We start from the raw sequence: 17,939 nt of genomic DNA, 5'->3' as shown, positions 1-17,939 counted from the left end.
GGACGTGCACATGCAGGGCTTCTCCCGCGAACCGGGCACGCACGGGCCGGTCACCGAGGTTCCCCCGGAGGGCCTGCGGAAGATCTACCGCTGGGCCGCGATGATCGCCGTCGGCGGCTTCCTCTTCGGCTACGACACCGGGGTGGTCTCCGGCGCCCTGCTGTTCATCACCGACGACTTCCACCTCTCCGCCGCCGAGCAGGGCACCATCGTCTCCGTCCTGCTGATCGGCGCCATGGCGGGCGCACTGCTCGCGGGCAGACTCGCGGACGGCATCGGGCGGCGTAAGGCGGTGGCCCTGGAGGGCGCCGTCTTCATCGTCGGCACCGCCATCGCCGCGACCGCGCCGGCGTACTGGCAACTGCTGGTCGGCCGGGTCGTGCTGGGGCTCGCGGTGGGCGCGGCCTCGGCGACCGTGCCGGTGTACCTCTCGGAGATCTCCCCGACCGCGATCCGGGGCCGGGTGCTGAGCGCCAACCAGCTCATGATCACGGTGGGCATCCTGGTGTCGTACCTGGTCGACCTGGCCTTCTCGGGCAGCGGTGACTGGCGGCTGATGTTCGCGCTCGGCGCGGTCCCGGCGTCCGTGCTGACGCTGTGCGCGCTGCTGGTGGTGCCGGAGTCGCTGCCGTGGCTGGTGCGCAAGGGCCGCTGGACCGAGGCCCGTGAGGTGCTCACGCTGGTGCTGCCCAAGGACGACGCGGAACGGGTGGTGACCGGGCTGCGGCACCGGGACGGCGGCCACACCCCCCGGCCCGGCTGGCGGACGCTGCTCGGCCCCCAGGTGCGCCCGGCGCTGATCGTGGGCGTGACGATGGCCGTCATCCAGCAGTTCGGCGGCATCAACACGATCATCTACTACGCGCCGACGATCATCGAGAAGACCGGGCTCAGCGCCTCCAACTCGATCTTCTACTCGGTGTTCATCGGGGTCATCAACCTGTTGATGACGATCGTGGCGACGAAGCTGATCGACCGGGCGGGCCGGCGCACCCTGCTGCTGGTCTCGCTGGCCGGGATGGCGGTGCTGGTCGCGCTGCTGGGCCTGAGCTTCATCGCGGGCTGGAACTCCGAGCTGTCCCTGCTGTTCATGATCCTGTACATCGCCGCCTACGCGGGCGGCCTCGGGCCCATCTTCTGGGTGCTGGTCGGCGAGCTGTTCCCGCCGGCGGTGCGGGCGCTGGGGTCGAGTACGGCTACGACCACCAACTGGATCTCCAACTTCGCCGTCAGCCAGGCGTTCCTGCCGCTGGCGGCCGCGATCGGGCAGGGCGAGACGTTCCTGGTCTTCGCCGCGATCTGCTTCTGCGGGCTGCTGTTCGTGGCCCGGTTCGTGCCGGAGACGAAGGACCGCTCCTTCGAGGAGGTCGACGCGGCCCTCCAGGCCCGGTTCGGGCGCTCCGGCCCGGCCGGAAAGGACACCGGCCGCCGGTCCGGGGACCGCAGCCGGATCTGAGGGAGCCCGGGGAACGGGCCGGGCCCGGCCGCCCCGTGGTGGGGTGACCGGGCCCGGTACGGCCGTCGTTCAGGACTGGGGCCGCTTGCCGTGGTTGGCGCCGTTCTTGCGGCGGGCCTTCTTCTTCCGGCGTCGCTTCGAGGACATGCGGGCCTCCTTCTGGCGTGGTCGGACACGTTCGGCGCGGGGACGGATGATCGCCTGCCCCGCGGTCCGCACACCATACATGCGGGTATGCCCCGCGAGCACAGCCGCCGGGGCGCGCGCCCCGAGTCGCGCGCCGGGTGCGGGGCACGGACGATACGAGGGACCGGGAAAGGGGAGCGCCGTTCGTCGTGGGCGCCCGCCGCCGGGGTGAGGAGCATCAGCCGATGGCCGGAACCTGGGAAGCCGACGCCCTGGTGATCTTCGGGGTGACCGGGGATCTCGCGCGGAAGATGACGTTCCCCGCGCTGTACAAGTTGGAGGGACGAGGGCTGCTCGACTGCCCGGTGATCGGGGTCGGCCGGCGCGAGATGAGCCACGAGGAGCTGGCCGGCCTGGTCCGTACCGCGGTGGAGGAGGCGGAGGGGTCGGTCGACCGGGCGGTGTTCGAGCGGCTGGCGGGGCGGCTCACCTATGTGGCCGGAGACCTCACCGCGTCCGAGACCTATGTGCGGCTCGCTCAGGAGCTGGGGCGGCGCAGGCGGCCGCTGTTCTATCTGGAGACCCCGCCCGCGCTGTTCGCGCCGATCGTGGACCAGCTCGCCTCGGCCCGGCTGCTGGGGCAGGCGCGGGTGGCGCTGGAGAAGCCCTTCGGGCACGATCTCGCCTCGGCCCGCGCGCTGGACCGCAAGCTGACGGCGGTGCTGGACGAGAACCAGATCCTCCGGGTCGACCACTTCCTGGGCAAGGAACCCGTCATCGAGCTGGAGTACCTGCGGTTCGCCAACTCCGCGCTGGCCGAGCTGTGGCACCGGGACAGCGTGGTGGCCATCCAGATCACGATGGCCGAGGAGTTCGGCGTCGAGGACCGCGGCGCCTTCTACGACGGCGTCGGCGCGCTGCGCGATGTGATCCAGAATCACCTGCTGCTGGTGCTGGCGCTGGTGGCGATGGACCCGCCGGCCGGCCCGAGCGCGACCGATCTGTGGGACAAGCGGATCGAGGTGCTGCGCGCGATGCCGGAGGCCGATGTGCACGCGTATGTGCGCGGCCAGTACATCGGCTACCAGCAACTCCCCGGCGTGGCACCGGACTCGACCGTGGAGACCTACGCGGCGCTCCGGCTGGAGATCAACAACTCCCGCTGGGACGGGGTGCCGGTCTTCATCCGCGCGGGCAAGCGGCTCCCGGTGCGGGTGACCGAGGTACGGCTCATCCTGCGCGAACCGCCCCGGCTCGCCTTCCTCCCGGACCCCGGCCGGGTCGCCCCCAACCAGATCGTGCTGCGCATCGACCCCGAGGCGGGCATGCGTCTGCAACTCTGCGCCCTGGACGAGCAGTCGGCCTGGCGGCTGGTCCCGCTGGACACCATCTTCGCCCGCGAACTGGGCAAGCCCCTGGCCCCGTACGAGCGCCTTCTTTACGCGGCCCTGACCGGCGACGACAAGTACTTCGCCCCGCAGCGGGCGGTCGAGGAGTGCTGGCGCATCATCCAGCCCCTCCTCACCTATCCCCCGCCGGTCCACCCCTACCCGCCCGGCTCCTGGGGGCCGCCCCAGGCCGACGCGCTGGTGGCGGGCAGCCCGCCGTGGCAGCGGCCCTGGGTGCCCGAGGTTCCCCCGGCACCGGGCTCGCGCCAGTAGGGTGCTTCTGTCCAGCACTTTCGTCTGTAGCACTGGAGCAGGAATGACCGGGGACCCCGAGCCGATCAGCGCCGACGCCCGCAAGGCGCTCGAGCAGGAACTGTCCGATCTGCATGAGGAGCGCAAGACGGTCGCCGCCACGCTGAAGGACTCCGACGAGGTCGGCGACCGTGCCGACCAGGCCGACGAGATCCAGCGGGCCGACCAGCTCAACCGGCTCGACGAGCGCATCGGCCGGGTCGAGGACCGGCTGCGCCAGGCCGACATCGCGGGCCCGGTGCCCACCGACAAGGTCGGCGTGGGCACGACGGTGACCGTCCGGTTCGCGGACGGCACCACGGACACGCTGCACATCGGCGAGATCGCCGATGCCCGCGACCCGAAGCTGGTCACCTCCGACAGCCCGCTGGGCCGCGCGCTCCTCGGCCGCGCACCCGGCGACTCCGTCAGTTACGACGCCCCGGACGGCGAGGCCACCGCGGTCGTCGTCTCCCTGGGCACGCCCGGCGACAAGGGCTGAGCACAACACGGGAGCCCGGTCGGGCCGGACATCGTGTCCGGCCCGACCGGGCTCCTGCCGTCGGCGGGGTCAGCCGTCGTAGTGGGACGGCGGGAAGGGTTCCTCCTGCTCGCGCTGCCGGCGCGTCAGGTCACCCGTCTCCACCTCGCCCCGGTCCACCTGACGGTCGATCTCGGCGCGCTCCTGCTCGTAGCTCCGTTCGGGGCTCTCCTGCTCCCGGACCGGCAGGCCGACGTCGCGCCGGTCCTCCTGGGTGCGTTCCTGGAGTTCGGTCTCGTCCGGGCGGCGGGGCATGCCGCGGCCGTGCCCGCGGTCGGGGTCGCCCTCGACCTTCTTGTTGGACTTGTGGTGGTGCGCCATGGGCTTCTCCTTGCCGCCGTCAGTCCTTCTTCGCGTCGGCGTCCTCGGTGCCGGCGTCGGCGTCCTCGGTACCGGCGTCCTTGGACTCGGCCTTCTTCTTGCCGCCGGACGCGGTCTTCTTGGCCGCCGCCTTCTTCCCCTTCCCCGCGGACTCGTCGCCCTTCTCGGACTTCGTGTCGCCCGAGCCGCGCACGGTGACGTGCAGCGAGTCGTCCTTCACGTCGGCGACGATCGTGTCTCCGGGCTCGGCCTGGCCGCTGAGCAGCAGCTCGGCGATGCGGTTGTCCAGCTCGGACTGGATCGTGCGGCGCAGCGGCCGCGCGCCGAACTCGGGCTGGTGGCCGTGGGCGATCAGCAGCTTCTTCGCCGCCTCGGTGACCTCCAGGTGCATCCCCTGCGCCTTCACCCGGCGCCGAGTCTGGTCCAGCAGGTGGTCCACGATCTCGGAGAGGTCGTCCTCGGTGAGGCTGTGGAAGATGATGATGTCGTCGATCCGGTTGAGGAACTCCGGGAGGAACCGTCCGCGCAGCTCCTCCAGCAGCTCGTCCTTGATCTCGGACACGTCGCCCTGGTGCGCCAGGATCAGATGGGCGCCGATGTTCGACGTCATGATGATGACGGTGTGCCGGAAGTCGACGGTGCGGCCTTGGCCGTCGGTCAGCCGGCCGTCGTCCAGGATCTGGAGCAGCGTGCTGAAGACATCCGGGTGCGCCTTCTCGATCTCGTCGAAGAGGATCACGCTGTACGGCTGGCGGCGGACCTTCTCGGTGAGCTGTCCGGCCTCCTCGTAGCCGACGTATCCGGGGGGCGCGCCGACCAGGCGGGAGACGGTGTGCTTCTCCTGGAACTCGCTCATGTCGAAGCGGATCATGCGGTCCTCGTCGCCGAACAGCAGCTCGGCGAGGGCCTTGGCGAGTTCGGTCTTGCCGACGCCCGTGGGGCCGAGGAAGAGGAAGGAGCCCACCGGGCGGTTGGGGTCGCCCATGCCCGCGCGGTTGCGGCGCACCGCCTGGGAGACGGCGGTGACGGCCTCGTTCTGCCCGACGATGCGGGCGTGCATCTCCTCCTCCAGCCTGAGCAGCCGGTCCTTCTCGCTGGCGGTGAGCTGCGAGACGGGGATGCCGGTACGGCGGGAGACGATGTCGGCGATGTCGTTCGGGGTGACGGTGACGACGCCCTCGCGGCGCTCCTCGATCCCGGCGAGTTCGGCCTCGACCTCGGCGATCTTGCCCTTGAGGTCGTTCGCCTTCTCGTAGTCCTGGCCGGCGACGGCCTCGTCCAGCTCCCGCCGGAGCTTGGCGATCTTGTCCTCGCGGGCGACGACCTCGGTGGAGCGGGCCGCGCTGCGCAGCCGGACCCGGGCACCGGCCTGGTCCATCAGGTCGATGGCCTTGTCGGGGAGGAAGCGGTCGGTGATGTACCGGTCGGAGAGCCCGGCGCAGGCTTCCAGCGCGGAGTTCTCGAAGCGGACCTGGTGGTGGGCCTCGTAGGCGTCGCGCAGCCCTTCGAGGATCAGCACGGTCTCCGCGACGCTCGGCTCCGGCACCATGACGGGCTGGAAGCGGCGCTCCAGGGCGGCGTCCTTCTCGACGTACTTGCGGTACTCGTCGATGGTGGTCGCGCCGACCACGTGCAGCTCGCCGCGGGCGAGGGCGGGCTTGAGGATGTTGCCCGCGTCCATCGAGCCCTCGCCGGTGGCGCCAGCGCCGACGACGGTGTGCAGCTCGTCGATGAAGAGGATGATCTCGCCCTCGGACGCCTGGACGTCCTCGATGACCTTCTTCAGCCGCTCCTCGAACTGCCCGCGGTACTGGGCGCCGGCCACCAGGCCGGACATGTCCAGGGCCACGACCCGCTTGTCCTTCAGGGTCTCGGGGACGTCCCCGATGACGATGCGCTGGGCGAGGCCCTCCACGATGGCGGTCTTGCCGACGCCGGGCTCGCCGATGAGGACCGGGTTGTTCTTCGAGCGGCGGGAGAGGATCTCCACCGTCTGCTCGATCTCGTCGGCACGTCCGACCACCGGGTCGAGCTTGCCCTGCTTGGCCTCCTCGGTGAGGTCGCGGCCGAACTCGTCCAGCGTGCTGGTCGGCCCTCCCCCGGCGCGGCCCTGGTCCTGCCGGGCGGCCTGCTCGGTGCGGGAGGCCAGCTTCTTGCCGTCGACGCCCTCGGCGGACAGCAGGCGTCCGGCGCCGGATTCGGCGTCGTCCAGCAGCGCGGCGAGGATGTGCTCCGGGCCGATGTAGGAGTTGCCGGCCGCCTGGGACTGGGCGAAGGCGTCGGCGAGGGTGCGCTTGGCGGCCGGGGTGAGGCCCGGCTCGGCGGAGGGGGTGCCGGACTCGCCGGGCAGCACCTCACTGATCGTCTGGGCGAGCTTGTCGGGGTCGACCCCGGCCTGCGCGAGGATGCGGCGGCTGGGCTCGACCTTGGTCGCGGCCCACAGCAGGTGCTGGGTGTCGAGGTCGGAGGTGCCGTCCTCCTCGGCCTTCTGCGCGGCCAGGTTGAGCAGTTCCTGCGAGGACTCGGTCAGCAGCCGTCCGATGGGAACTCGCTGCACAGCAGGGGGCGATGACGCCGGTGACATGCCGAAGAACCGGTTCAGCAGGTCGCTGAAAGGGTCGGAGGAACCGAACGGTGAACCGAACGACATCGACATGGCAGCTCCTGGTGCGCGACGGATCAGGTTTTCACTGAACCGCGATGTCCAGGGCCTCGCAACCCGAGGAAGCAAGCTCCCGCAAGGGTTTTGCGGGCTTTCCCCACCCGTTTGCCGGAGCCTTGCTGCCGCTCACGCCGGTGTTGTGCACACTCCTTATATGCACGCGATATGAGGCACACGAGGAGAAGAGGAGTCCGGGCATGAGCGAACGTGCGGGCGTTGCGAGGTCGGCCTGGTGGGCCGGCCACGATCCCGTGGTGGAACTCCAGCAGTTGTGGGGCGAGGTCAGCCGCCTGGTGGAGCAGTCCGCGCAGCCGGCCGAGCCGGCCCGGCACTGGATGCCGCTGGTGGAGGAGGAGGACGCGGGCGACGCCTATCTCATCCGCGCCGAATTGCCGGGCATTCCCCGCGAGAGCGTGAACATCGAGGTCGACGGCCGCGAACTGCATATTCACGGTGCGCTCGACGAGAACACCGGCGGAAACGCGCTGCGCCGCAGGGACGGCAGTTTTTCCTACGGGGTACGGGTACCCGGTGACGTCGATGTCGAGGGCGTACAGGCCGATCTCTCCGACGGCGTACTGACGGTCCGGCTGCCGAAATCCCAGGCGGCCACCCGGCGCTCGATCGAGATCGGTTCCTGAGGCGCCGTACACCCGAAAGCGGCCGGCCCCGCGAAAAGGGCCGGCCGCTTTCGGTGTGCATTCCGGGCGTGGCTGCTAAGCGACGGGCGTCACCACGACGTTGACGTTCTTCATCAGCGGCTGGTCGCTCTGCGTGCTGTAGTCGCCGATGGCGCAGAGCACGTTCATCTCCGGCATGTACCCGGCAGCGCAGCCCCGCGGGATGTCGTATGGGATCGCCTTGTAGCCGTGGACGCTGCGCTTGCTGCCGTCCTTGGCGATGCTGGTGATGTCGACCTCGTCGAAGAGCTTCAGCCCGCGCTCGGCCATGTCCTCCTGGTTCATGAAGATCAGCGTGCGCAGGTTCTTGACCCCTCGGTAGCGGTCGTCGTCCGAGTAGATCGTGGTGTTCCACTGGTCGTGGGAGCGCATCGTGCCGAGCTTGAGCATGCCCGTCTCGGGGATGACGTCGGTCAGTCCCGCGCTGGAGAACTCGGCGCGCTCCGAGGGGGTGCGGAAGACGAGTTCGCGGGCGGGCTGCTTGATGCGGAAACCGAGCGGCAGCCGGACCCGGCGGTTGAAGTCCTCGAAGCCCTCCAGCGCCTTGGCCATGGTGTCGCGGATGCGGTCGTAGTCCTCGACGTACCACTCCCAGGGGGTGGCGCTGTCGGGCAGTGCGGCCCGTGCCATCCCGGCGATGATCGCGGGCTCGGAGAGCAGGTGCTCGGAGGCGGGGCGCTTCATGCCGACGGAGAGGTGGACCATCGACATCGAGTCCTCGACGGAGGTGCCCTGCTCGCCGCCTGCCTGCTTGTCCTTCTCGGTGCGGCCGAGGCAGGGCAGGATGAGCGCCTGCTTGCCGTGCACCAGGTGGCTGCGGTTGAGCTTGGTGCTGACCTGCACGGTCAGCTCGCACTTGCGCAGCGCGTCGAAGGTGTAGACGCTGTCCGGCGCGGCGAGGGCGAAGTTGCCGCCCATGCCGACGAACACCTTCACATCGCCGGTGTGCATGGCCTCGATGGTGTTGACGGTGTCCAGGCCGTGCTCGCGGGGCGGGTCGATCTGGCAGACCTCCGCCAGCCGGTCCAGGAACTCCTTGGACGGCCGGTGGTCGATGCCGCAGGTGCGGTTGCCCTGGACGTTGCTGTGCCCGCGCACCGGCGACGGGCCGGCGCCCTCTCGGCCCAGGTTGCCGCGCAGCAGCAGGACGTTGATGATCTCGCGGACGGTGTCGACGCCGTGCTCGTGCTGGGTGACGCCCAGGCACCAACTGAAGATGGCGCGGTCGGCGTCGCAGTAGATGCGGGCGGCGGACTCGATCTCGGCGCGGCTGAGCCCGGACTGGAGTTCCAGCTCCTCCCAGGGCGTGGCCTCCACGACGGCGCGGTACTCGGCGAAGCCCGAGGTGTGCCGGTCGATGAACTCCTGGTCCAGCGCCTTGGGGTTGGTCTCCGACTCGGCGAAGATCGCCTTGGCCATGCCGCGCAGCAGGGCCATGTCGCCGCCGATGCGCGGCTGGAGGTTGAGCGAGCTGGTGGGGGTGGCGCGGTTGAGCGCCATGTCCACGAAGTCGTGCGGGATGATCGTGCGGGTGGCGGCGGCCTCCACCAGCGGGTTGATGTGCACGATCTTCGCGCCGCGCTTGTACGCCTCGGCGAGCGAGGTGAGCATGCGGGGGGCGTTGGAGGCGGCGTTGACGCCGATGATGAACAGGGCGTCGGTCTTCTCCCAGTCCTCCAGGTCGACGGTGCCCTTGCCGGTGCCGAGCGCGGCCTGCATGGCCCGGCCGCTGGCCTCGTGGCACATGTTGGAGCAGTCGGGCAGGTTGTTGGTGCCCAGCTCGCGTGCCATCAACTGGTACAGGAAGGTCGCCTCGTTGCCGAGCCGGCCCGAGGTGTAGTACGACGCCTGGTCGGGGCTGTCGAGCCCGCGCAGGGTGCTGCCGACCAGCTCGAAGGCGTCCTGCCAGGAGATGGGGACGTAGGTGTCGGTCTCCGCGTCGTACCGCATGGGGTGGGTGAGGCGGCCCTGGTCCTCCAGCGCGGCGTCGCTCCAGGTGGCGAGTTCGCTGACGGTGTGGGCGGCGAAGAAGGCGGGGCCGACGCGCTTGTGGGTCATCTCCCACGTGACGTGCTTGATGCCGTTCTCGCAGATGTCGAGCCTGAGGCCCTTGAGGTCGTCCGGCCAGGCGCAGCCGGGGCAGTCGAAGCCCTTGCCCTCGTGGTTCATCTTCTGGATGGCTTTCGGGCCTTCGAGCAGTTCGCGCTCGCGTATGAGGAAGCGCGTGACGCTCTTGGCCGCTCCCCAGCCGGCCGCCGGGTGGTGGTAGGGCTGGAACTCCGGGGCCCGCTTCTCGGCGTCTTCGGTGGGCCGTCCCGACGTGTCTTGGCTCATCACAACTCCCTGTGCTCCAGGCCGACTCGCTGCGTGCACTTGACGCGAGTGGGGCCCAGCCTAGGTCACTTCGGCACGCCGGTGACCAGGAACGGCGTCGCCCCACGGCGCGCGGCGGCGTGGGGCGACGGTCAAATGCCTGTACGGAGCAGCTTTTTGACGGTTACCGTTCCGCGCGGCTCTCCGAGTGGTGGAACCCGGTCCCGGCCTGGTGGTCCGGGACCATCGGGTGCGGCTGGTCGCGCAGTTCGGGCAGCAGCCGGGCGAGGTCCTGGGCGAACAGGTCGGCGAGGTCGCGGGTGAAGCCGTTGCGGCACACCACCCGCATCACGGCGAGGTCCTGCCGCTTGGGCGGGAAGGTGTACGCGGGCACCAGCCAGCCGGTCTCCCGCATCCGGCGGGAGACGTCGAAGACGTTGTAGGACGTGACGTGGTCGGCGGTGGTGAAGGCGAACACCGGCAACTGGTCGCCGCGCGTGAGCAGTTTGAAGTCCCCCATCTCCGCCACCTTTCGGGCCAGCGACATGGCGACGTCACGGGTGGCCTGCTGGACCGCGCGGAAGCCTTCGCGGCCCAGGCGCAGGAAGGTGTAGTACTGCGCGATGACCTGGGAGCCGGGGCGGGAGAAGTTGAGGGCGAAGGTCGGCATGTCGCCGCCGAGGTAGTTGACCCGGAAGATCAGGTCCTCGGGCAGCGCCTCCTTGTCCCGCCACAGGGCCCAGCCGACGCCGGGGTAGACCAGCCCGTACTTGTGGCCGGAGGTGTTGATGGAGGCCACGCGCGGGAGCCGGAAGTCCCATTCGAGGTCGGGGTCCAGGAACGGGGCGATCATCGCGCCGGAGGCGCCGTCGACGTGGACCGGGATGTCGATGCCGGTGCGCTCCTGGTAGGCGTCGAGGGCGGCGCAGAGCTGGGCGATGGGCTCGTAGGAGCCGTCGAAGGTGGAGCCGAGGATGCCGACGACGCCGATGGTGTTCTCGTCGCACAGCTCGACGGCTTCGTGCGGGTCGAGGTGGTACCGGTCGCCCTCCATGGGGAGTTGGCGGGCCTCGACCTCCCAGTAGTTGCAGAACTTCTCCCAGCAGACCTGGGCGTTGATGCCGATGACCAGGTTGGGGCGGGCACTGCCGGGATAGCGGTCGGCGTTGCGCTGGGTCCAGCGGCGCTTCATGGCGAGCCCGGCGAGCATGCACGCCTCGCTGGAGCCGGTGGTCGAGCAGCCCACGACCCGCGCGGGGTCGGGCGCGTTCCACAGGTCGGCGAGCATGGCCACACAGCGGCGCTCCAGCTCGGCGGTGCGCGGGTACTCGTCCTTGTCGATGATGTTCTTGTCGCGGGACTCCCCCATCAGCCGCCCGGCCTGCGGTTCCATCCAGGTGGTGACGAAGGTGGCGAGGTTGAGCCGGGCGTTGCCGTCGAGCATCAGCTCGTCGTGGACGACCTGGTAGGCGGTGTCGGGGGCCAGCGGCCGTTCCGCCAGGCGGTGCTTGGGCGGGTCCTCGGTCATTCCGCTGACCGGGTTCGCCTGCCCGGAGAACGGGTTGACGGCGAGAGAGGATTCGTCGGGCTGCTGCTGGGAAGTGCCGTGCGAGAGAGGCGACATGAGTGCTTCCTGGGTCCGATCAGCGTCCGCTGGCAGGGGGTTGGGGCAGGCCGGGAAAACGGACGGCACCGGCCCTGAGAGAGGGCCGGTGCCGTCCGTTCAGGCGAGGTCGAGGCTATGAGGCGTTGAGGGCTATGTCCCGCTCGGCCGCCTTCTTCTCCGGAGCGTCCGGGAGCGCGTCCAGGAAGGTGACGGTCGGCACGTGGAAGAGGCAACCGGTGACGGCCCGCGAGTAGTCGAGGATCTGGTCGTGCTGTCCGGGCCGCCGGCCGAGGAACATGTTCCGGAGCATCTGCTCGGTGACGTCGGGCGTACGGGCGTAGCCGATGAAGTAGGTGCCGTACTCGTCGTCGCCGATCGTGCCGAACGGCATGTTCTCGCGGACGATCTTCAGTTCGCGGCCGTCCTTGCCCTCGATGGTGTTCAGCATGACGTGGGAGTCGGGGGCCTTCACGTCGTCCGGGAACTCGATGTTGGCGAGCTTGGACCGGCCGATGGCGCGCTCCTGCTCCTCCGTCGACAGGGCGTGCCAGGCGTCCATGTCGTGCAGGTACTTCTGCACGATGACGTAGCTGCCGCCCTGGAAGTCCGGGTCCTCGTCGCCGACGTACACCGAGTCGGCGGCGCGCTCCCCCTCGGGGTTGGCGCTGCCGTCCACGAAGCCGAGCAGATCGCGGTCGTCGAAGAACTTGAAGCCGTGCACCTCGTCCACGACCGTGGCGGCGCCCTTGAGCCGCTGGGCGAACTGCCGGGCCAGCTCGAACACGATGTCCATGCGGCGCCCGCGCACATGGAAGAGAATGTCGCCCGGGGTGGCCGGAGCCTTGTGGCGCTCGCCCTCCAGCTCGACGAAGGGGTGCAGGCCGGCGGGGCGCGGCCCGGTGAAGAGCCGGTCCCAGGCCGCGGAGCCTATGCCGACGACGCAGCTCAACTGGGCGTCGGGATCGCGGTATCCGGTGGAGCGGCGCAGCGACTGCACGTCCTGAAGCAAGCCTCGTACGGTGTCCTCGCCGCCCTCGTCGATGGTGACCACGAGGAACACCGCCGCCCTGGCCGGAGGAACGACGACAGGCTGTGTCTCGGTCATGGAAACCTGCTTTCTGATCAGCGTGCACGCGAGACGAACATAGACGCTCCGGGCGGCTTGTCGCGCGGATTCGCGCCGACGGCGCGGCCTGTTCACTTCGGCCGCGCCGCATCCCGCGAATTCGCCGCGCCGCACATTGCGCGGGCGCCGCGCAGAGGGGTTTGGGGAAGTAAAGCTGAGCCTTTGCGGCTCAGGTGGGACGGGCCGCTCCGGGGCGTCTGCGCCCCCGGCCGCGTCTGGCCCGGTCGTCGGCGAGCACGGCGCGGCTGAGCCGGCCCAGCAGGTCGTACGCGCGGTGCTCGGCGGCGGCGACGGCGGCGGGGTCGACGCCGGTGGGACGCAGTTCGCCGCTCGCGGCCTCCTTCGCCTCGTACAGCTCCACGGCGGACGCGGCCAACTGCACCTGGGCCACCCGGCGCCGGGCGGCCGTGCTGTGCAGGGCGTGCTCGGCCTGGTCGGAGACGACCGTGCACAGGTGCAGCGCCTCCCGCATGCGGACGGCGGCCCGGCCGTGCACCAGGAGCAGGGCGCAGACCAGGCCCACGCTGATGCCGATGCCGCTGCCGATCACGCGGTCGTGCAGCAGCCGGGAGGCGGAGACGGGCGAGGAGAGTTCGCTCAGCAGCAGGGCGAGCGGGGTGAGGAAGACGACGCCCAGGCCGTAGTTGCGGGCGACGACGTACTCCAGGAAGAACTCGAAGACGATGATCAGGCAGACGATCGCCACCGGGCCGGGGTGCAGGACGAGGACGGCGCTGGTCAGGAGCAGTCCGATGGCGGTGCCGAGGGTGCGCTGCACGGCCCGCTGCATGGTGCTCCACACGTTGATGGAGTGCAGCACGGCGGCGGCGGAGATCGCGGCCCAGTAGCTGTGGCCGACGCCGAGGAAGAGGGCGATGCCGCCCGCGGCGGCGGTGCCGACGAAGGTCCGTACGGCGGTCGGCAGCAGGGCGGCGGCCCGGCGGCGGCGCCGTCCGCGCGGCCCGGCCGGTCTGCCGCCGGGGTGCGCGGGCGGGGTGCGGGGCGTCGGCGGCCGGGTTTCGGGCGGGGCGGGGACGACGGTGGCGGGGCGTCCGGGCGCGTTGTCGTCCGTGTGCGGCTGCAGCAGTTCCTCGGGCAGGGGCAGCAGGGTGTGCCAGCGGCGGTCGGCGAGCATCCGGGCCTGTTCGCGCAGGTGCCGGGCGACGGTGTCGCCCTCGGCGTCGCGCCAGGTGTCGGTGGTCAGCAGGGCCCACACGTAGTCGGCGGAGTAGCCGGTGGTGGCGGGGCGTCCGGGGGTACGGCGGGTGAGGCCGAGGACGCCGTCGCTGTCGTCTGGGTCGTTGAGCGCGTGGTAGGCGCGCAGGGCGGCGACGATGGCCTGGTGGCGGGCCTTGGACGTCTCGATCGGCCCGGCGGCCTCCAGGGCGCGGGCGAAGCACTCCAGGGCGTCGGCGAGCGCGAGCCGCTGGAGCCGCTGCGGCTGGAGGGAGTTGGGCAGGCACACCAGCCAGGCGATGGCCGCGCCGAGCGCGGTGAGCGCGGTGTGCGGCAGTACGTCGGTGAGGGCGGGCGTGCCCTCGGCGGTGATGGCGAAGGCGACCAGGATCAGTACGGCCCCCAGGCCACGCAGCCCGGCGTAGTCACAGCCGAACTTGGCGAGTCCGGCGACCGCGGCCATGCCCACCACGGCGGCCAGCCCCTGGTTCCAGGGGCCGGAGGGGCCCACCCACACGGCGAGCAGCGAGCCGAGCCCGGCGGCGGCCGTCATCGCCGCGGCGACCAGCGCGAGCACCCACAGCCGGCTGCGGCGGCGCAGCGGGAGGCTGCGCTCGAAGGTGATGGTGAAGGCGCCCAGGGCCGGGAAGACGGCGAGGTTCGGGTGACCGAGCAGCACCAGCGGCAGGGTGGGCAGCGCCATGGTGAGCGCGGCCCGCAGCGCGAAAGGGAGCGCCCCGCTGACCTTGGCCATGGCGAATGAGCCACGTGGCGAGAGAACACGGGCCAGTCCAGCGATGAGCTGAGAGGTGTTACCGCGCTTCATAGATCACTAACTCTAGCAAATCGAGGAGGGCCGAGTGCCCTCGCGCATTACGCTCGGTGAATTGCCGGAACATTACCGAAGGGAAGTCCGGCACGGTGTGAATTCGCATACGGTCCGCATGCGGCGCGAGCGGCCCACAAGCCCACTCCGCGCGGCCCGGAGGCCGTCGGCGGGGCGGGCCGGGGCCGGCCGGGCCGCTGCGCCGATTGGCTTTTCGGTCAGCGGTCGGGTACACCCATGACGTGCTGTTTCGCCAACTCGAATACCTCGTCGCTCTCTCGAGGGAGCACCATTTCGCCCGCGCCGCCCAGGCGTGCTCCGTCTCCCAGCCCGCGCTCTCCGAGGCGATCCGGAAGCTGGAGGACGAGCTTGACGTGCCGTTGGTCCGCCGCGGCCGCAAGTACGAGGGGCTCACCCCGGAGGGCGAGCGCATCGTCGTGTGGGCGCAGCGGATTCTCGCGGACCGTGACGCGCTGCGGGACGAGGTCGGCGCCCTGCGCTGCGGGCTCAGCGGCCGGATGCGGATCGGGTCGGTGCCGACCGCGTCCGCGGCCGTCTCGCTGCTGACCGGTCCGTTCTGCACGGAGCATCCGCTGGTCACCGTGGAAGTGATAGCGGATCTCCAGTCGGAGGACATTCTCCGGCAGCTCCAGAATTTCGAGATCGACGCCGGAATCACGTATCTCCCGGAAGAACTTTCGGGGCATTTCCACGCCATTCCGCTCTATGAAGAACGTTATGTGCTGCTGATCACCGCGGCCGACGGTCTGGCGCATCGGTCGACGGCGACCTGGGCGGAGGCCGCCCGGCTCCCGCTGTGCCTGCTGAACGAGTCGATGCAGGGCCGGCGGGTGCTGGACGACGTGTTCGCCAAGGCCGGGGCGAAGCCGACGCCCCGGGTGGAGACCGACTCCGTCGCCGCGTTGTTCGCGCACGTCAGGACCGGCCGGTGGGCGAGCGTCGTCCCGCACGCCTGGCTGCACGTGTTCGGTGTGCCGCACGGCATGCGGGCGGTGCCGCTGGTGGAGCCGGACTGGACGGTACCGGTGGGCCTGGTGACGACGTCCCAGCAGCCGGGGTCGGTGATGGCCCGCGCGCTGACCGAGGTCGCCACGGATACGGACGTGGCCGCCGCCCTGGAGCGGCTGCCCGGCGGCCCCGCGCTGCCGGTCGCGTAGCGCCGGCCGTGGCCGCGCCGTTTCGGGCGCGGCCAACGGGACGGCTCAGGCGACGGGCTGCGGTTCCAGGCGCTCGGCGCCGGTGTAGACGTTCATCGAGTCGCCCCGCAGGAAGCCGACCAGGGTCACCCCGCTCTCGGCGGCGAGGTCGGCGGCGAGCGACGACGGCGCGGAGACGGCCGCCAGCATCGGGATGCCGGCCATGACCGCCTTCTGCACCAGCTCGAACGAGGCACGCCCGCTGACCATCAGGACGCAGCCGCGCAGCGGGAGCATCCCGGAGCGCAGGGCGTGTCCGACGACCTTGTCGACGGCGTTGTGGCGGCCCACGTCCTCGCGCAGGCACAGCAGTTCACCGTCGGAGGAGAAGAGCCCGGCCGCGTGCAGTCCGCCGGTGCTGTCGAACACCTTCTGCGCGGCGCGCAGCTTCTCGGGCAGGGTGGCCAGCATCTCCGGGCTCATGCGCAGATCGTCCTCGGCGACCGACCACGCGGCGACCGTGCGTACCGCGTCCAGGCTGGCCTTGCCGCACAGGCCGCAGGAGGACGTGGTGTAGAAGTTGCGCTCCAGGGAGGCGTCGGGGGCCTCGACACCGGGGCCGAGAACGACGTCGACCACGTTGTAGGTGTTGCTGCCGTCGTCGGTGGCGCCCAGGCAGTAGCGGATGCCGGCCACGTCGGTCTCGGCGTGGGCGACGCCCTCGCTGACCAGGAATCCGGCGGCGAGGTCGAAGTCGTCGCCTGGGGTGCGCATGGTCACCGTCAGGGGGCGGCCGCCGACGCGGATCTCCATCGGCTCCTCCGCGGCCAGGGTGTCCGGGCGGTGCGAGGACGCGCCGTCGCGGATGCGGAGCACGCGACGCCGCACGGTCACTCGTCCCATGGTCTTGTTCCTCTCCTCGGGCTCCGGGCCGGGGGTTGTCGTCGCCGCTGGAGCCAGTGTCTGCCGGTCGGGTGGGGTCGGCGGGGTGTCAGGGAAGATGCCGGCGGCTGTGCCACGCGGTGATCATCAGGCACAGTAGGCCGATGGCGGCCAGACCCGCCAGCAGGGCGGGGTAGGGGGCGGCTCCTGCGGTCACGGCGAGCAGCAGTGGTGTGAGAAATCCACTGTAGGTGACACCGTGGTACAGGGAGAGGGCGGACGGACTGGCGCGCGCCCTGGTCAGCCGTTCGATCTCGCGCAGTCCGGAGGCGAGGGTGAGTCCGTATCCCGCGCCCAGGAGGACGGCGGCGAGCAGCACCAGGCCCATGGAGCCGTGCTGGACGGCGAGGGCGCTGAGCAGCAGGCCGCAGATGACGGTCACCATGGCGGTGAGGGTGGCGCGGGCGCTGTGGGCGTGGTCGATGCGCTCGGCGAGCGGCTGTACGGCGAGCCCGGTGAGCAGCGTCAGGGCGGTGACCAGTCCGCTGAACAGGGGTGCGTAGCCGGAGGTCCGTTCGGCCACCAGCGGGGGCAGCACCACGTAGGCGACGGTGGAGGCGGCGAAGACGGCCGGCCCCGCCGGGAGCACCACGCGGACGAAGCGGGGGTGGGTGACGGCGGCCGGCCAGGGCCCCTCGGGGTCGTCCCGTACGGGCGGTGGCGCGGTCTCCGGTGTGCGGCGCAGCGCGAGGAGGACGGTGAGGGCGAGCAGGCAGTGCAGGAGGCAGGGCAGCATCAGGGGGTGCGGGAACCACTGGGCGAGCACGCCCGCGGTGAGGGCGCCGGCGGCGAAGCCGGAGCCGGTGGCCCAGGTGACCCGGCGGGCGGCGCGGGCGGGTCCGGCGCCGGCGGACAGTTCGCGCAGCCAGGCGCTGCCCACCGAGAGCAGCAGTCCGGCCGCGACGCCGGTGGCGAGCCGGCTGGCGTAGACGGCCGGGCGGGCGAAGGCCGCGGCCGCGAGCAGCGCGCTGGCGGCGGCGGAGAGCAGCAGCGCGGGACGTACGACGCGGCGGCGCCCGACCCGGCCCGCCGCGAGGGCGCCGGTGAGCAGCGCGGGCAGGAAACCGGCCAGGTAGGTCGTGAACATCAGGGCGACCTGGAGGGAGGGCCAGTGCTCGCGTGTGCGGTAGACCGAGGAGAGCGGGGTGAACTGGTTCGCGCCCCAACCTGCGGCGAACACCGCGCCGGCCGCCGGGAGCCAGCCGTGCGCGGTGCGGGAAGCGGGCATGCCGTGAAGTGCCTTTCTGTACGCGTGTGTCACGCGATTGGGCAACAGGGTGGCGCGGGGTGCGGGTGGCATCCACGGATGGCCCGGTCCCGCCGGGGAA

Annotated in this window: 14 protein-coding genes; 5 read left to right on the top strand and 9 right to left on the bottom strand. The window is 71.0% G+C overall.

The window, feature by feature from the left end:
* Positions 1 to 10 precede the first annotated feature (10 nt).
* Positions 11 to 1,456 carry a sugar porter family MFS transporter gene (locus tag ACZ3HQ_RS08270; protein WP_467508895.1) on the top strand — a complete coding sequence of 482 codons (1,446 nt, stop codon included), beginning with the start codon at positions 11 to 13 and terminating at the stop codon, positions 1,454 to 1,456.
* Between the two features lie 69 nt (positions 1,457 to 1,525).
* Here the strand turns inward: ACZ3HQ_RS08270 and ACZ3HQ_RS08265 are convergent, their stop codons facing one another.
* The gene (locus tag ACZ3HQ_RS08265) at positions 1,526 to 1,603 is read right to left on the bottom strand and encodes a 50S ribosomal protein bL37 (protein WP_370454205.1); all 78 of its coding nucleotides are present in this window, start codon (positions 1,601 to 1,603) and stop codon (positions 1,526 to 1,528) included.
* 224 nt (positions 1,604 to 1,827) lie between these two features.
* Between ACZ3HQ_RS08265 and ACZ3HQ_RS08260 the strand changes: the two genes are divergently transcribed.
* Both ACZ3HQ_RS08260 and ACZ3HQ_RS08255 read left to right on the top strand, forming a co-directional pair.
* A complete protein-coding gene (locus ACZ3HQ_RS08260) occupies positions 1,828 to 3,243 on the top strand; it encodes a glucose-6-phosphate dehydrogenase (protein WP_467508894.1) in 1,416 nt (471 codons plus the stop codon).
* A gap of 43 nt (positions 3,244 to 3,286) precedes the next feature.
* A complete protein-coding gene (locus ACZ3HQ_RS08255; protein ID WP_467508893.1) occupies positions 3,287 to 3,763 on the top strand; it encodes a GreA/GreB family elongation factor in 477 nt (158 codons plus the stop codon).
* Between the two features lie 69 nt (positions 3,764 to 3,832).
* On the opposite strand, the gene ACZ3HQ_RS08250 is transcribed toward ACZ3HQ_RS08255, so the two are convergent.
* Both ACZ3HQ_RS08250 and ACZ3HQ_RS08245 read right to left on the bottom strand, forming a co-directional pair.
* On the bottom strand, positions 3,833 to 4,123 hold the full coding sequence (locus tag ACZ3HQ_RS08250; protein ID WP_467508892.1) for a hypothetical protein: 291 nt from the start codon (positions 4,121 to 4,123) through the stop codon (positions 3,833 to 3,835).
* A 19-nt stretch (positions 4,124 to 4,142) separates the two neighbouring features.
* Complete coding sequence (locus ACZ3HQ_RS08245) at positions 4,143 to 6,779, bottom strand: ATP-dependent Clp protease ATP-binding subunit (RefSeq protein ID WP_467508891.1); 2,637 nt, start codon at positions 6,777 to 6,779, stop codon at positions 4,143 to 4,145.
* Between the two features lie 203 nt (positions 6,780 to 6,982).
* Between ACZ3HQ_RS08245 and ACZ3HQ_RS08240 the strand changes: the two genes are divergently transcribed.
* A complete protein-coding gene (locus tag ACZ3HQ_RS08240; RefSeq protein ID WP_467508890.1) occupies positions 6,983 to 7,426 on the top strand; it encodes an Hsp20/alpha crystallin family protein in 444 nt (147 codons plus the stop codon).
* A 75-nt stretch (positions 7,427 to 7,501) separates the two neighbouring features.
* Here ACZ3HQ_RS08240 and ACZ3HQ_RS08235 read toward each other — a convergent pair whose 3' ends face one another.
* The 4 genes from ACZ3HQ_RS08235 to ACZ3HQ_RS08220 form a co-directional block, all read right to left on the bottom strand.
* Positions 7,502 to 9,799: an FdhF/YdeP family oxidoreductase gene (locus ACZ3HQ_RS08235; RefSeq protein WP_467508889.1), complete on the bottom strand. Its 2,298-nt coding sequence runs from the start codon at positions 9,797 to 9,799 to the stop codon at positions 7,502 to 7,504.
* Positions 9,800 to 9,962: 163 nt separating this feature from the next.
* The gene (locus ACZ3HQ_RS08230; RefSeq protein WP_467508888.1) at positions 9,963 to 11,402 is read right to left on the bottom strand and encodes a glutamate decarboxylase; all 1,440 of its coding nucleotides are present in this window, start codon (positions 11,400 to 11,402) and stop codon (positions 9,963 to 9,965) included.
* A 115-nt stretch (positions 11,403 to 11,517) separates the two neighbouring features.
* On the bottom strand, positions 11,518 to 12,489 hold the full coding sequence (locus ACZ3HQ_RS08225) for a Dyp-type peroxidase (protein ID WP_467508887.1): 972 nt from the start codon (positions 12,487 to 12,489) through the stop codon (positions 11,518 to 11,520).
* Positions 12,490 to 12,679: 190 nt separating this feature from the next.
* Positions 12,680 to 14,440 (bottom strand): FUSC family protein, encoded by a 1,761-nt coding sequence (locus ACZ3HQ_RS08220; RefSeq protein ID WP_467508886.1) that lies wholly within the window; start codon positions 14,438 to 14,440, stop codon positions 12,680 to 12,682.
* A gap of 314 nt (positions 14,441 to 14,754) precedes the next feature.
* Here ACZ3HQ_RS08220 and ACZ3HQ_RS08215 point away from each other — a divergent pair, with 314 nt between their 5' ends.
* Positions 14,755 to 15,690, top strand: a complete 936-nt coding sequence (locus tag ACZ3HQ_RS08215) for a LysR family transcriptional regulator (protein WP_467508885.1) — start codon at positions 14,755 to 14,757, stop codon at positions 15,688 to 15,690.
* Positions 15,691 to 15,735: 45 nt separating this feature from the next.
* On the opposite strand, the gene fdhD is transcribed toward ACZ3HQ_RS08215, so the two are convergent.
* Together fdhD and ACZ3HQ_RS08205 are read right to left on the bottom strand one after the other, a co-directional pair.
* Positions 15,736 to 16,572, bottom strand: coding sequence for a formate dehydrogenase accessory sulfurtransferase FdhD (gene fdhD / locus ACZ3HQ_RS08210; protein WP_467508884.1), 837 nt, complete (start codon positions 16,570 to 16,572; stop codon positions 15,736 to 15,738).
* Positions 16,573 to 16,660: 88 nt separating this feature from the next.
* Positions 16,661 to 17,839 (bottom strand): MFS transporter, encoded by a 1,179-nt coding sequence (locus ACZ3HQ_RS08205; protein ID WP_467508883.1) that lies wholly within the window; start codon positions 17,837 to 17,839, stop codon positions 16,661 to 16,663.
* Positions 17,840 to 17,939 lie beyond the last annotated feature (100 nt).

It is taken from the genome of Streptomyces sp. NPDC018263 (assembly GCF_055562575.1).
This window is presented reverse-complemented; position numbering and strand designations above follow the sequence as displayed.

What these genes read in the sequence shown, in the direction of transcription:
- ACZ3HQ_RS08230 (WP_467508888.1), bottom strand. Translation starts at nt 11,402, where the DNA reads ATGTCGCCTCTCTCGCACGGCACTTCCCAGCAGCAGCCCGACGAATCC.
- ACZ3HQ_RS08265 (WP_370454205.1), bottom strand. Translation starts at nt 1,603, where the DNA reads ATGTCCTCGAAGCGACGCCGGAAGAAGAAGGCCCGCCGCAAGAACGGC.
- ACZ3HQ_RS08205 (WP_467508883.1), bottom strand. Translation starts at nt 17,839, where the DNA reads ATGCCCGCTTCCCGCACCGCGCACGGCTGGCTCCCGGCGGCCGGCGCG.
- ACZ3HQ_RS08245 (WP_467508891.1), bottom strand. Translation starts at nt 6,779, where the DNA reads ATGTCGATGTCGTTCGGTTCACCGTTCGGTTCCTCCGACCCTTTCAGC.
- ACZ3HQ_RS08260 (WP_467508894.1), top strand. Translation starts at nt 1,828, where the DNA reads ATGGCCGGAACCTGGGAAGCCGACGCCCTGGTGATCTTCGGGGTGACC.
- ACZ3HQ_RS08250 (WP_467508892.1), bottom strand. Translation starts at nt 4,123, where the DNA reads ATGGCGCACCACCACAAGTCCAACAAGAAGGTCGAGGGCGACCCCGAC.
- ACZ3HQ_RS08255 (WP_467508893.1), top strand. Translation starts at nt 3,287, where the DNA reads ATGACCGGGGACCCCGAGCCGATCAGCGCCGACGCCCGCAAGGCGCTC.
- fdhD (WP_467508884.1), bottom strand. Translation starts at nt 16,572, where the DNA reads ATGGGACGAGTGACCGTGCGGCGTCGCGTGCTCCGCATCCGCGACGGC.
- ACZ3HQ_RS08220 (WP_467508886.1), bottom strand. Translation starts at nt 14,440, where the DNA reads ATGGCCAAGGTCAGCGGGGCGCTCCCTTTCGCGCTGCGGGCCGCGCTC.
- ACZ3HQ_RS08240 (WP_467508890.1), top strand. Translation starts at nt 6,983, where the DNA reads ATGAGCGAACGTGCGGGCGTTGCGAGGTCGGCCTGGTGGGCCGGCCAC.
- ACZ3HQ_RS08235 (WP_467508889.1), bottom strand. Translation starts at nt 9,799, where the DNA reads ATGAGCCAAGACACGTCGGGACGGCCCACCGAAGACGCCGAGAAGCGG.
- ACZ3HQ_RS08225 (WP_467508887.1), bottom strand. Translation starts at nt 12,489, where the DNA reads ATGACCGAGACACAGCCTGTCGTCGTTCCTCCGGCCAGGGCGGCGGTG.
- ACZ3HQ_RS08270 (WP_467508895.1), top strand. Translation starts at nt 11, where the DNA reads ATGCAGGGCTTCTCCCGCGAACCGGGCACGCACGGGCCGGTCACCGAG.